General features: G+C 55.2%; 9 protein-coding genes. 5 read left to right on the top strand and 4 right to left on the bottom strand.

Annotation, left to right across the window (positions count from 1 at the left end):
- Positions 1–66: 66 nt before the first annotated feature.
- From JWZ98_RS07950 to JWZ98_RS07940, 3 genes are all read right to left on the bottom strand, one after another.
- Positions 67–3,372 (bottom strand): EAL domain-containing protein, encoded by a 3,306-nt coding sequence (locus tag JWZ98_RS07950; RefSeq protein ID WP_205453881.1) that lies wholly within the window; start codon positions 3,370–3,372, stop codon positions 67–69.
- Positions 3,373–3,498: 126 nt separating this feature from the next.
- Positions 3,499–4,182: a (5-formylfuran-3-yl)methyl phosphate synthase gene (locus JWZ98_RS07945; RefSeq protein ID WP_205453880.1), complete on the bottom strand. Its 684-nt coding sequence runs from the start codon at positions 4,180–4,182 to the stop codon at positions 3,499–3,501.
- Positions 4,179–4,742, bottom strand: a complete 564-nt coding sequence (locus JWZ98_RS07940; protein ID WP_205453879.1) for a DUF447 domain-containing protein — start codon at positions 4,740–4,742, stop codon at positions 4,179–4,181. Before JWZ98_RS07940 ends, JWZ98_RS07945 begins: the two co-directional genes overlap by 4 nt.
- 153 nt (positions 4,743–4,895) lie before the next feature.
- On the opposite strand from JWZ98_RS07940, the gene JWZ98_RS07935 reads away from it, so the two are divergent.
- The 5 genes from JWZ98_RS07935 (at position 4,896) to JWZ98_RS07915 (ending at position 11,793) form a co-directional block, all read left to right on the top strand.
- Positions 4,896–5,702 carry a response regulator gene (locus JWZ98_RS07935; RefSeq protein WP_033157448.1) on the top strand — a complete coding sequence of 269 codons (807 nt, stop codon included), beginning with the start codon at positions 4,896–4,898 and terminating at the stop codon, positions 5,700–5,702.
- Positions 5,703–5,984: 282 nt separating this feature from the next.
- Positions 5,985–6,596: a transcriptional repressor LexA gene (gene lexA / locus JWZ98_RS07930; RefSeq protein ID WP_205453878.1), complete on the top strand. Its 612-nt coding sequence runs from the start codon at positions 5,985–5,987 to the stop codon at positions 6,594–6,596.
- Complete coding sequence (gene imuA / locus JWZ98_RS07925) at positions 6,593–7,207, top strand: translesion DNA synthesis-associated protein ImuA (protein WP_205453877.1); 615 nt, start codon at positions 6,593–6,595, stop codon at positions 7,205–7,207. The genes lexA and imuA overlap by 4 nt, the downstream gene beginning before the upstream one ends.
- Before the next feature lie 7 nt (positions 7,208–7,214).
- Positions 7,215–8,705, top strand: a complete 1,491-nt coding sequence (locus JWZ98_RS07920; RefSeq protein ID WP_205453876.1) for a DNA polymerase Y family protein — start codon at positions 7,215–7,217, stop codon at positions 8,703–8,705.
- Positions 8,689–11,793: an error-prone DNA polymerase gene (locus JWZ98_RS07915; RefSeq protein ID WP_205453875.1), complete on the top strand. Its 3,105-nt coding sequence runs from the start codon at positions 8,689–8,691 to the stop codon at positions 11,791–11,793. Before JWZ98_RS07920 ends, JWZ98_RS07915 begins: the two co-directional genes overlap by 17 nt.
- On the opposite strand, the gene JWZ98_RS07910 is transcribed toward JWZ98_RS07915, so the two are convergent.
- Entirely contained in the window at positions 11,776–12,249 is a 474-nt protein-coding gene (locus JWZ98_RS07910; RefSeq protein ID WP_205453874.1) for a transposase, read from the bottom strand. The two genes, JWZ98_RS07915 and JWZ98_RS07910, sit on opposite strands and share 18 nt — an antisense overlap.
- Positions 12,250–12,692 lie beyond the last annotated feature (443 nt).

The following is a 12,692-nucleotide window of genomic DNA, read 5'->3' as shown; positions in this document are numbered from 1 at the left end:
GATGCGTGTCCCGCAAGAACGGGGGCGGCGATAGATAAAGGCCGGGTAATCATTCCAGTGTTCTGGCTAATGCCGCCCATCGCCGGATGGCGCTTGGGTAAAAGCCTTATCGAGCAACTGTTCGAATTGGTCGGCCGGGACCGGTTTGGAAATTAAATAGCCTTGTCCGTAATCGCAGCCCATTCGGTTTAATAGATCGTATTGTTCCTGGGTCTCTATACCTTCGGCGACGACTTTAATGCCCAGCTTGTGCGCCATCACCACGATGGCTTCGCATAAAGCCATGTCGCTGGAGCCGGCTACCAGACTCCTGACAAACGCTTGGTCTATCTTGATGTAATCGATGTCGAATTTTTTCAAATAGGCCAGAGACGAATAGCCGGTGCCGAAATCGTCCAAAGCCACCTGCATCCCGCCATCGCGAAACGCTGACAGTTGCTCGCGCGTGCTGTTACTGGCGTCCAGTATCAAGCCTTCGGTAATTTCGACGATCACGCTCTGGCCCGGCAAATCCAGTTCCTGCAATAAGGCAAGCCATTGGTTGGCTTCCATGGCTTGTCGGCGGAATTGCACGGGCGATTTGTTGACGCTGATCTGGAAATCCGGATGATAGGTCTGCCGCCACTGCTTAGCCTGGTGCGCGGCAGTGTCAAAAACCCAATCGCCAATATCAACGATAACCCCGGTATCTTCGGCAACCGGTATAAATTCGGCCGGGCTGACCATGCCCAGCGTCGGATGCAGCCAACGCAGCAGGGCTTCGGCTTTGGCTATGCTGCCGCTGGCAAACTCGATAATCGGTTGGTAATGCAGTAAAAACTGCTGACGGGCCAGCGCGCCGTGCAAATCGTTGGCCAGCCGCATGCGCAGTTGGGCGTTCTGCTGCATCAAGGCAGTGAAATATTGATAGCGGTCGCGGCCCTGATTTTTGGCGGCGTACATTGCCTGATCGGCATTTTTTAATAAGGAATCGGTGTCCAGCGCATCGTCCGGATATAGGGCAATGCCGATACTCCCTGAAATATAGGCCGTCTCATTGCCCAAACGAAACGGTTCCGCCAAAGCCTGCAAGATGTTCCGGGCGATCCGGTTGACGCCATCCACTTGATCCAACTCGCCGAGAATCACGGTAAATTCATCGCCGCCCAGTCTGGCAATGCTGTCGCAATCGCGCACGCAGCCACTGATGCGCCGCGCGGCTTCCTTCAACAAGATGTCTCCCATGAAGTGGCCCATGCTGTCATTGACATCCTTGAAGCGGTCCAAGTCCAGAAACATCAATGCCACATGCCGGCCATGCCGAAAAGCCTTTTTGATTTCCTGATTAAGCCTATCTAAAAACATATTGCGATTCGGCAAACCGGTCAGCGGATCGAAATTAGCTTGCCGCCAAATCAATTCCTCGGATTTTTTGCGTTCGGTAGTATCCGCGATCAAGGCCACCCGTCTGTGCACACCGCCGCTCTCATTCAGAATAGAGTTGATGGTGACCCACTGAATGCAATCCTCGCCGTTCTTGCGGCGGCCGCTGATTTCGCCGGCCCACTGGCCGTGGGTATTGATCACTCGCAAGACAGTTTTATAGAAAGCCTGATCATGCGGCTCTGTGGTAGTACCGACAAAGGCCCGGCCTATCACTTCGTCCGCCGAGTAACCGGTTACCGTAGTAAATGCCGGATTAACCGTGATGATGGTGCCCGTGGCATCGGTAACCATCATTGCTTCGCTACTGTTCAAATACACCAGGGCCGCCAGTTGCATTTCCTCTTCGGCGCTTTTCCGCGCGGTGATGTCCTCGTACACGCCCAGCACGCCGATGGTCTGTTGCTGTAGATTACGTAAAGGCACTCTTGAGGTTCTCAAATGCATGGTTTTACCTGCCGGCCCCATTAGCGTTTCTTCGTAATTCAATTTTGCCGTATTGCTCTCGATGACCTGCTTATCGTCTGCTCGATATAAGTGCGCTAAATCCCGCCAAACCAATTGCTCATCGGATTTACCGATCAATTCGGCCGGATTCTCTAACCCGGCATCTTGACTGAAGGCTAAGTTGGCGCCCAGATACCGGTAATTCAGGTCTTTCCAGAATACGCGGCTGGGGATGGTGTTGATGACGGTTTGCAGCATGTTTACCGAATCGGCCAGTTTGTGCATCGCTTCCAACCGTTCGGAAATATCGCGCAAAATCAGTAATTGATTGCCGGCCAAGCTATCGCCCAATAAGACGATGTCGACCAACACCATCCGGCTCCTGCCATCCTTGCAACAAACTTTCAATTCCGCGGTTTGGCCGGACTCGGTAGCAGACTGGGGAACACGCTGATAAGTATGCCAATTAGCGATGACCTGTTGCCGATATTCAGCGTTGGGATGAGCATGCCACCACCATTCCGCCAAGGTCGGAATATCGCTTAGCGTATAACCGAAGGTTTTTACGAAAGCCGAGTTCAAATAACTGATATTGCCCTGGCTATCATGCAAAGCATAGGCAATCGGCGACTCTTCGATAATGGCGTGAAATTTGGCTTCGCTAACAGACAGTGCCTGATGCGCTTGATAGAGCCGCTGGTAAGGCAGTTGGATGCTGTTGAGGAAAACCGAACGGTAAATCAGGCCATAGGCGACCAACTTATAGGCATGCCCGAGCAAAATATACAAATCGCTGACGCTGGCATAAAAGGTCGCGAACAACTCGCTCATGGCCATGATCGCAGCAGCCGCCGCCAAACCGGCCGGATCGTAGGTATGTTGGCGGCGGGTTTGGCGTAAATAGCCGATGGCGCTGACAGCATAGACGCCGGCCAATACATATTCGCAGGTTTTTTTAAAAGAGGTTAAACCATCAACTGCATCAAAGGTGCGCGGCAACCAATCTTGATGGAAAAACACCAGCCAGCAACTGAGGCCAATATAGAGCAGCACAACGCTCAGCATCAACGCCCGCGACACCGGGGTTATCGGCCGGTTTGGCAGCAACCATCCCATCACCAGACCTATCGCTGCAAACCCGCGGGCCATTAGCCAAAAAGCGATGGCTTTTTCCGGGTCGCTCTCGGTGATAAAGGCCGGCATGCCGCTGAAAGACAGGGTATGCATTAAATCAAGGACCGCCACCCCCAAGAAGCAGCAGGCCAGCATCAGGAATCCGGCGGAATTCTCCTTTTGATAAACGCTCCAACCCACCGCGAAAACCAATGCGGAAATCACGATGGAAAAGCCTTCCATCAAGGTATGCACGCCCAAGGATTGGCTGACAAAGGGCCGTAAGTAGTCTGCCAGCGGAAAATACAAGCTAAGCAACTGCGCAAGTAAAAGTAGTAGCACCGTCCAAAGCAGAGGCCTGGCCTGGTTTTGTTCGCGATATTGCTCCACAGTGATCCCTTGCTGTTTACCGGTCTGCCGACATTATGTAGATTTAAGTCTGTTGGCGGCTAGTGTTATTGTTATGTTTTGTCGATGGTGCTATGGGTACTGTCAATGCATCAGCGGGCTCATTCACTACGCTAAAGCTCGCCAATGTTGCCTAATTATGTCGATTTGCCCGACGTCCAGTTGCGCAGTGCGGGAATGTTCCCGGCATAAGGCGCCGCGAAAGCCCAAATAATCCGGACCTATCTGCACTAAACCCGCTACATCGTCGACGCGCAAGGAACCGGCCAAGCCACTCAGCAAACCCAGGCCGGCGACCCTATCGACAAAAAGTTGCAATTCGTCGAGCGTCATCAGCCGCGTCAATGAACCGAGTTGTTTATTGGCGGTATCCAGCATCACGCCGCGAAAACCGGCCTGGGCTAAAGCATCAATCATCGCAAAATCCGGGCGGGTATCGGCAAACAATACCGCGACCAAGGCCACGCCCCGCGCGGCAATCGCCTGTAAACCCTCGACGCACGCCAGCCAGTCGCCGTCCGGAAAAAACCCGATTTTCACATAATTGACGCCGGTAGCCGCCATGGCTTGCACGGCCGGCAGGACCAGTTCGGGCTGCATCGGTAAGTCGCCGATAGTGGCACTAACACAGCTGCCCGGTTGCAAGCGGCGGACAATCTCGGCAACCTCGGCCACATCCAGAGCACCCAAGGCGCCGCGAGCGGGTTGTTTTAAATCGATAATATCGACGGCGGCGGCTTCGACCAACAGCGCTTCCGCCAAACTATTCACGCTTGCCAACATCGCGGTCATACTTGCACTCTCCGGCGATGTTGTTCAATCGCCGCCATCAGCCAATCCCAGGCCTGACGCTCCCGCTCACCGGCGGTTTTATCCAGGCCGATGCGCAAATAATCCAGTTCGGCTTGAATTTTCTCCCCAGGCAATCTATCCAGCCGGCTGATCAAAATCGCCGCTTCCAGCACTGAATATTGCGCTCGATTAAAGCCTTGAAATGGCTTATGGTTGACCGTGTGCACGGCCCGGCAAAACAATTTCGGCCGAGTGTCGTCGTCTTCGATTCGCACCAATTGCAGTTCGGTATGCGCCAAAGTATCGGCCAAATAATACCCCGCGACTTGTTGGGCGGGCAATAAGGGCCAGTCCCTACGCCCGGTCAGACAGCCGGCAAAAATCCGCACATCGTCGCAATAATTGATGACGGCGGTTTCGGTTGCCAGCAGATTATCCAGCGTGGTCGAGGGCCGAAACGGCAAGATAATGTAGTGATCTTGTTCAACATGCACTCCCATCGGCGCGATGTGCGTATCGCCCTGCAGATTGATGGTAGTGACGAGGGTTTCTTGAATCATGGTGGTTTAGGTCTATCCTGAAGCGTGAAATGTTGCCGGTTTACCGGCAAACCAACGCGCAATTTTAATCTCGCCGGCTACCCTTGGGGATTTTTTTTCCAGCCGGCGCCTGCAGGATGCAATTCCGTTCAACATTAACCAGGCCACACGCTTATGCACGCCATAGATATTGCCGACTTATCGATTTTGCTGATTGAACCTTCGACCACGCAATTAAAAGTCATCATGCAGCATTTACGTGACGAAGGCATAGCCAAAATCGAAGGCGTTTCCAACGCGGCGGCGGCGCTGGAAAGCTTGCATAATCACCGCCCGGATTTGATTATCAGCAGCCTGTATCTGCCGGATATGATGGCCACCGAACTGGTCGAGCATCTGCGCAATGAAGAAGCCCTGAGCCATATCCCCTTCATGCTGATTTCCAGCGAATCCAGCTTTGCGGTACTCGACACCATCCGCCAAGCCGGCGTCGTAGCGATTTTGCCCAAGCCGTTTGCGCACGACGATTTAAAAAACGCCTTGCGGGCGACCATCGAGTTTATCGATCCGCAAGAAATCAGCCTGGAACATTACGACATCGAAAACGTGCGGGTATTGGTGGTTGACGACAGTCCGCTGGCGCGCAAACACATCAGCCGGGTGTTGAACAATATGGGCATCGTCAAGATTACCCAGGCCCAGGACGGCAAGGAAGGCGTAGATGTATTCGCTCGCGACCAAAACGCTTTCGACCTGATCGTCACCGATTACAATATGCCTATCATGGACGGCCAACAATTGATCAAAACCATCCGCCAGGATTTGGGCAATTCCATCGTACCGATCTTGATGGTGACCAGCGAAGAAAACGAAACCCGCCTCAGTAATGTCCACAAAGCCGGCGTCTCGGCGATTTGCGACAAACCCTTCGACCCGCAAACCGTGAAGGAAATGCTGTTTCGGGTGCTGGAGCCGGATTGAAGCTGCAATTACCGGCTTGCTTAAGCTTTATCTTGTTTAACCGTTCCACCCGCTAATAATTGACAGCCCCCCTTCCTGTCATCACTCGTCCTTTACCTGCGCGTCTAGCATCCGGTTTGCTCCGGGCAAACACTTGCCCAGCCTAAGTTTGAACATATAAAACCCGCCCAACCGCTCAAAGCCGCTAGCGTGCAAGCGGCAGTTTTTATCGCTGCCGGATAGTTGCGCTAATCCCACCATGCGCACTATACTGCCTATAAAAACAGTAACTATAAAAACAGCATGAAACCACTCACCGACCGCCAACAAGACATCCTGACTTTTATCGAGCGCAGCCTGTTACAGGATGGCTTTCCGCCGACCATCGCCGAAATCGCCGCTGCCTTTGGCGTGCGCTCCACCAACAGTATCCGTGGCCACTTGCAGGCTTTGGCACGCAAAGGCGCCATCGAACTGGTGCCGGCCGCATCGCGCGGCATCCGCTTGCTGAAACCGACACCCAATCCCGAGCAAGGCCTACCCCTAGTTGGTCGAGTAGCGGCCGGACAACCGATTCTGGCCGAAGAACATATCGAGCGTTATTGCCGCCTGGGGCCGGAGCTTTTTGATCACCGCGCCGATTATTTGCTGCGGGTGCAAGGCATGAGCATGCGCGATGCCGGCATTCTCGATGGTGATTTATTGGCTGTGCAACGCACACCGGAAGCGCGAAACGGCCAGATCGTTGTGGCACGGATTCACGACGAAGCCACGTTAAAGCGGCTACGCCTGGAGGGTGCTAAAGCTTTTCTGGAACCGGCCAATCCAGATTTTTCCATCATTGAAGTCGATTTGCAGCGTGAGCTATTGGTGATAGAAGGCGTGGTGGTCGGCGTGATTCGTAGCGGGCTATGAATGCAACTCCCCTGGATCAGCTGTTACGCACCCAGACCGGGATTTGGCGCGGATTGCATTCGGAAAATCAAAACTGGCGAACAATTGCCAGCGGTTTTGCCGAGTTGGATGCCTTGCTGCCCGGTCGCGGCTGGCCGCTGGGCGGTGTACTGGAAATTCTATCGCCCTACCTGGGCATCGGCGAATTAAGCCTGTTGCTGCCAGCCATGGCCTACATAACCCAAAGCAAACGTTGGATAGCCTGGATCGCCCCACCGCAGCAAGTCTATGCACTCGCCTTACTACAGGCAGGCATCGATGCAAACTATGTTCTGGTAGTGGATTGCCGGCAAGAGGCGGACATTCCCTGGAGCCTGGAAAAACTGCTGCGTAACGGCCGCTGCGGCATGACCTTGGCCTGGCCGCGCCGGCTCAGCGATCATCAAATCCGCCGCTTACAATTGGCCGCCGAAGCCGGCTCCGCGTTGGCAGTACTGTTTCCAAAGCAACGTAGCGGCAGCGGCTATACGGCATTACGTCTGGAAGTCAAGCCGGCGGAGACCGGCCTGGCCTTGCACATTTTGAAGGCGCGCGGCAGTTTGCAACGTGCGTCTTTGACCTTGCCGCTGTAAGACCGCCATGGCTGCCACTGCCAGGGCATTATCGCCAACGCCGCCAGAGCGAATCGGCACCCTCGTAAAGCCCAATCCGGCCGACAGCCAACTTTGGCTATGCGCCTATTTTCCTGACTTGGCTTTGACTACACTGCATCTGGATTTAAATCAGGCCGTCGCCAGTGCTATGCCCCACAAAGGCCAGACTCGTCTACATACGGTTTCGGCGCCGGCCCGGCAAGCTGGCGTCGAACCGGGCATGGCACCCGCCGCCGCTCTGGCATTGTGTCCCGGCCTGAGCATTCATAACCGCGATCCGTTCGCCGAACGCCTGGCATTACAACAACTTGCCGAAATTGCCCTGGATTTCAGCCCATGGGTCAGCCTGGATCAGCCGGACTGCCTGCTGCTGGAAATTCGCTCCTGCCTGACCCTGTTCGGCGGCATAGAGCGCATACAAGATAAGCTAAGAACGGCATGGCAAACCGCCAAGCATCGTCCGCTGATCGCCGTCAGCCCGTCCCCGGCCGCCAGCACATTACTGGCAAAACTAAACCTAGAAACCATTATCACCGACCGCCAGGCCTTGCGCTCGGCACTCGGCCCGCAGCCCATCGCCGCGCTAGCGCTGGAGGATAAAATCTTGCATCGGCTACTGCGCACCGGTATTCGCCAACTCACCGACCTGTGGCGACTGCCGCGCGACGGTTTAGCCAAGCGCTATGGTGCTACCTTGTTGCAACAACTGGACAGACTTGCCGGCCGGCAAACTCAAATTTTACAGGCTTTCCATAGGCCGCCGCGTTTCCAGGCCAGCCGCGAGATGCCGATCGAACTGGAACGAATCGAACATTTTTTTCCGGCCATCGAACAACTGGCCGGCGAATTTGCCGCGTTTCTAAAAACCCGCGATGCCACAACCTTAGGCATCACGCTGGAACTACTGCATCACGGCCGCCCTGCCACTTGCTTGGCATTGGATTTTCGCGCCGGTAACCGCGATCCTAAACACTGGTGTGGCTTACTGTCCGAAAAACTGGAGCGCTCGCCGCTACCGGCCCCGGTGCTGGCTATCACCCTACTCAACGCAGCCATAGTCCCATTTCAGCCGGAACGCTTCAGCCTGTTCGACGACCACGAGAAACCGGATAGTGACGCCGAATGGCAAGCGGTTTTGGATCAGTTGCAGGCCAGACTGGGCCATCAAGCCTTGAAATTTCCGGGTACGCAAGCCGACCATCGCCCGGAACGCGCCATGACCGTTGCACCAAACCAACTAACCGCCAATCCCGACTTAGCGCCCCGGCCTTTGTGGCTGCTAACTAATCCCGAACCAGTACAACTAAGCAGCCTGAGCCTGCTATCGTCGGCGGAGCGCATCGAGTCCGGCTGGTGGGACGACCTGCCGATACGCCGCGACTATCACATCGCCCAAGATCAACGCGGCCGCAAACTGTGGGTGTATCGCGACTTAAACGCCAAACAACAATGGTTTGTGCATGGCTTGTTCGGATGACGCCAACGCGCCGGACAGCGGTTTTGCCGAACTGCATTGTCTGTCCAACTTCAGCTTTCTGCGCGGCGCCTCGCATCCGGAAGAACTGGTCGAGGAAGCCACCCGCCTGGGTTATCAGGCGCTGGCACTGACCGACGAATGTTCGCTGGCCGGCGTGGTAAGAGCGCATCTGGCCGCTAAGAAACACCATATCAAACTGATCATCGGCAGCGAGTTTGTCTTGGACGACGGCCTGAAACTGGTCTTGCTGGCCACTGACAGAAGCAGCTACGGCAACCTGTCAGCCTTGATCACCCTGGCCCGCCGCCAAGCCGAAAAAGGCAGCTACCTGCTAAGTAGATCCGATTTAACCGAACATTTTCCGCAAGGCTGTCTGGCCATCTGGCTGACCAACGACTGTTACCGGGAAAAAGATGGCTATTGGTTGAAACAGCTATTTGCCGGCGATTTATGGCTGGGAATCGGCCTGTTTCTATCCGGCCGCGACGAAGGCTATTGCCAACAGGCGCAAGCTACGGCTAGGCAATTAGATATTCCAATTGTCGCCTGCAACGATGTACATATGCACCGGCGCTCGCGCCGAGCTTTGCAGGACACACTCACCGCGATCCGTATCGGGCAGCCATTATCGCAACTGGGCTACGCATTGTTTGCCAACGGCGAACGACATCTACGGCCCCTGCCCCGGCTGGCCGATCTGTATCCGTCTGAATGGCTGCAACAAACCCTGGTTATCGCCGAGCGCTGCCACTTTTCGCTGGATGAATTGCGTTACGAGTACCCGCAAGAACTGGTGCCAAATGGGCATACGCCCACTTCCTGGCTACGACATTTGACCGAAACCGGCATCCGCAAACGTTGGCCGCATGGCGAGCCGGCAAAAGTTCGTCAACAAATCGAACACGAGCTGGCGCTGATCGCCGACTTGGCTTACGAACCGTATTTTTTGACTGTACACGACATCGTCAGATACGCCCGGGAACAAGGCATACTCTGCCAAGGCCGCGGCTCGGCGGCTAATTCGGCGGTGTGCTTTTGTTTGGGGATTACCGAAGTCGATCCGAGCCGGATGAATCTGTTGTTCGAGCGTTTCCTGTCTCGTGAGCGTAACGAACCGCCGGACATCGACGTCGATTTCGAACACGAGCGCCGCGAGCAAGTGATTCAATATATCTATCAAAAATACGGCCGGCATCGCGCCGCGCTGGCCGCCACGGTGATTACCTACCGCAGCCGCAGCGCGGTGCGCGACGTCGGCAAGGCCCTGGGTTTGAACTTGGCGCAAGTCGAACGCCTGGCCGATAGCGTGGATCGTTGGGACGGCTATCAGCTAATGCCGGAATCTCTGAAAGAATGCGGCTTCGACCCGGACAGCCCCACCGTACAACGCTTGGCCGTGCTGGTTCAGGCAATCAAGGGCTTTCCGCGCCATCTGTCGCAACACGTCGGCGGCTTCGTCATCGCTCGCGACGAACTCTCACGTCTGGTACCGGTGGAAAATGCCGCAATGGCCGACCGCACCGTGATTCAATGGGAAAAAGACGACCTGGAAGCGATGGGCCTGTTAAAGGTGGACGTGCTGGCGCTGGGCATGCTCAGCGCGATTCGTAAGGCCCTGGAATATCTTGGTCAATATACCGGTCGGGCCTGGACCCTGGCCGACATTCCGGCCGAAGACCCGGCGGTTTACGCGATGCTGCAACAAGCCGACAGCATTGGCGTGTTTCAAGTCGAGTCGCGGGCGCAAATGACCATGCTGCCGCGCCTGAAGCCGGCCAATTATTACGATCTGGTTATCGAAATCGCCATCGTCCGCCCCGGCCCAATTCAAGGGGAGATGGTGCATCCGTATCTAGCGAGGCGCAAGGGTTTGGAGAAAATCGAGTACCCCAGCCCTGAAGTTAAAGCCGTATTGGAACGCACCTTAGGCATCCCGATTTTTCAGGAGCAAGTCATGCAACTGGCGATGGTCGCGGCCGGGTTTAGCGCCGACGAAGCCGACCAATTGCGCCGGGCGATGGCAGCCTGGAAACGCAAGGGCGGCCTCGAGCCGTTCGAGCGCAAGTTACTGGACGGCATGCGGGCGCGCGGCTACAGCGCCGAGTTTGCCCAACGGATTTTTCAACAGATCAAGGGCTTTGGCGATTACGGCTTTCCGGAATCGCATTCCGCCAGCTTTGCCTTGCTGGCTTATGTGTCGGCTTGGTTGAAGCGCCATCATCCGGCGGCGTTTTGCTGTGCTTTGTTGAACAGCCAACCGATGGGCTTTTACGGCCCGTCGCAGCTGGTGCAGGATGCGCGCCGCCATGGCGTGGAGGTACGGCCGGTGGACGTACAGGCCAGTCTCAGCGAGTGTTCGTTGGAATTTCCCGCAAACGCCGCCCCAGCCTTGCGCTTGGGGTTTAATCAAGTCAAGGGTTTATCAGAAACAGCGGCACGCAAGATTGTCCAAACCAGGGGTTTACAGCCATTCGCGAATGTTGCCGAACTGGCGGCCCGCACCGGTTTGGATCGACAAGATTTGGAGTATTTGGCAGCGGCCGATGCTTTGAAAAGTCTGGCCGGCAACCGGCATCGTGCCTTTTGGGCCGCCGGCGGCGTCGAACCGGCCACCCCAGCATTTGGCGTACCGGTCATCGCCGAAGCCACTCCGCTATTAAAAGCCCCCAAGCCGGGCCAGGAGGTATTGGCGGACTATGCCAGCACCCGGCTCAGCCTGCGCGAACACCCGCTGGGCCTGCTGCGCGAGCGCTTGCGCCGCCGCGGCGTCACTACCGCCGCTTCCTTATGGCAACGCCGCAACGGCAGCATCGCTCAGGTTGCAGGTCTGGTGATCTGCCGGCAACGGCCGATGACCGCTGCCGGCGTGACTTTTGTCACCCTGGAAGATGAAACCGGCCAAGTCAATCTGGTAGTCTGGCCCGCCACTGCCCTGGCCCAGCGTAAACCCTTGCTGAAAGCTCGCCTGTTGTCGGTGACCGGCACGATTCAACAGGAAGACGGCGTGCTGCATTTGGTAGCCGGCAAGCTGGAAGACTGGAGCCGTTGGATCGGCGATTTGGCGACTAAGTCACGGGATTTTCATTGAAGCGCCAAATTTTAAACGTTGAAACGAACTGTGTGGCCATTCACCGGGAGACAAGGCCAAACCATGTTTGACGGGGTTGTAATGGATGTAATCCAAATGCTTATTAAAGTCGGATTCGTCACGGATACAATGCTCGAAAAAACGTGGTTGCCAAATGGTTTTTGCACCGTCTTTTTTCACACTCGCCGAAACTCTTCGAGAAAAAGCAGTTTTAATCATTTGCCACCGAGTTGAATAGTCGAAATCGCCCTCAGGCAGTAGCCAGAGACAATGCAAATGATCAGGCAAAATGACGGCAGCCGTTATGTCGAAGGGTCGTTTGCATTTGACCTCTTGAAACGCCTGACGAAGCAACGCAACCCGCTGAATATCGGCGAAAATCGGTTGGCGACGATACGCCACAACCGTAAAAAAATACAAGCCGCCAGGGACATACAACCGCCGATAGTCGCTCATAATCCAATTAGTTACCCAGTGTAAGATTATTTCTAGCCTAGTCCAAGGCGGACATTTCCAACAAAAATCACTGTCCTAGTGTAGGCCAGAATAAGCCGATAGGCGTTTCTGGCAATTGCACGTTTTGCCGGAAACGCTAACGCTTATTCCGGCCTACATGGCTTTTGGTTACTTTTCTTTGGACAAGCAAACAAAAAGTAACCCGCCTGCCGGCGCGGGAACCGGCATTCAAATAAACCTCGCGATAGCGAAACATTGTTTATGTAAACCAACCATTGCGTGAGGATTTGCGCATCAACCGAAAAACAAGACACTATATTCGTCGCAAGGGATGCGCTGTTTTTGACTTTCAAAAACTACCAACTATAGTGAGTTGCGAGCAACCTTTGCAGCAACTTTGCTGGTAATAGTTTTGCAAGTGCCGACCGAGCTCCCATCAGCAA

It is taken from the genome of Methylomonas sp. EFPC1 (assembly GCF_016925515.1).
In the GTDB taxonomy this organism is placed as follows: domain Bacteria; phylum Pseudomonadota; class Gammaproteobacteria; order Methylococcales; family Methylomonadaceae; genus Methylomonas; species Methylomonas defluvii.
This window is presented reverse-complemented; position numbering and strand designations above follow the sequence as displayed.

Bases quoted from the DNA above. Each gene is read 5' to 3' on its own strand.
- JWZ98_RS07945 (WP_205453880.1), bottom strand. From the start codon at position 4,182: ATGACCGCGATGTTGGCAAGCGTGAATAGTTTGGCGGAAGCGCTGTTG.
- JWZ98_RS07940 (WP_205453879.1), bottom strand. From the start codon at position 4,742: ATGATTCAAGAAACCCTCGTCACTACCATCAATCTGCAGGGCGATACG.
- JWZ98_RS07935 (WP_033157448.1), top strand. From the start codon at position 4,896: ATGCACGCCATAGATATTGCCGACTTATCGATTTTGCTGATTGAACCT.
- lexA (WP_205453878.1), top strand. From the start codon at position 5,985: ATGAAACCACTCACCGACCGCCAACAAGACATCCTGACTTTTATCGAG.
- imuA (WP_205453877.1), top strand. From the start codon at position 6,593: ATGAATGCAACTCCCCTGGATCAGCTGTTACGCACCCAGACCGGGATT.
- JWZ98_RS07920 (WP_205453876.1), top strand. From the start codon at position 7,215: ATGGCTGCCACTGCCAGGGCATTATCGCCAACGCCGCCAGAGCGAATC.
- JWZ98_RS07915 (WP_205453875.1), top strand. From the start codon at position 8,689: ATGGCTTGTTCGGATGACGCCAACGCGCCGGACAGCGGTTTTGCCGAA.
- JWZ98_RS07910 (WP_205453874.1), bottom strand. From the start codon at position 12,249: ATGAGCGACTATCGGCGGTTGTATGTCCCTGGCGGCTTGTATTTTTTT.